This is a genomic window from Streptococcus suis, assembly GCF_002964045.1.
GTDB classification, from domain to species: Bacteria; Bacillota; Bacilli; order Lactobacillales; family Streptococcaceae; genus Streptococcus; species Streptococcus suis_U.
On sequence record NZ_POPB01000397.1, the window covers coordinates 1 to 294 of the forward strand.

The window sequence follows — 294 nt, forward strand, 5'->3', positions numbered from 1 at the left end:
AAAATAACAAGATCAGCTGGGCCATTTTCAGCAAGATAGCCAGCATCAAGACCATAGAGCTTGGCTGGATTAATCGTCATTTTCTCCAGCAATTGCACGAGTGTCAAATGCCCTTCTTCTACCAAGTGAGTCAGGCCAAGCGAAAGCGAGGTTTCCAAGCCTGTCATTCCTGAAGGAGCTTGCGTAAGGTCCTCTACGTTTTTCTCATCTGCGTGATGAGGAGCATGATCCGTCGCAATGACAGAGATAACACCAGATTTCAACCCACCAATCACAGCCAAGCGATCACTTTCT

1 protein-coding gene is annotated in these 294 nt (G+C 46.9%); it reads right to left on the bottom strand.

The features are described 5' to 3' along the window. Positions 1–294: amidohydrolase family protein (locus C1E99_RS10030; protein ID WP_153060187.1), on the bottom strand; the 294-nt coding region annotated here is incomplete at both ends.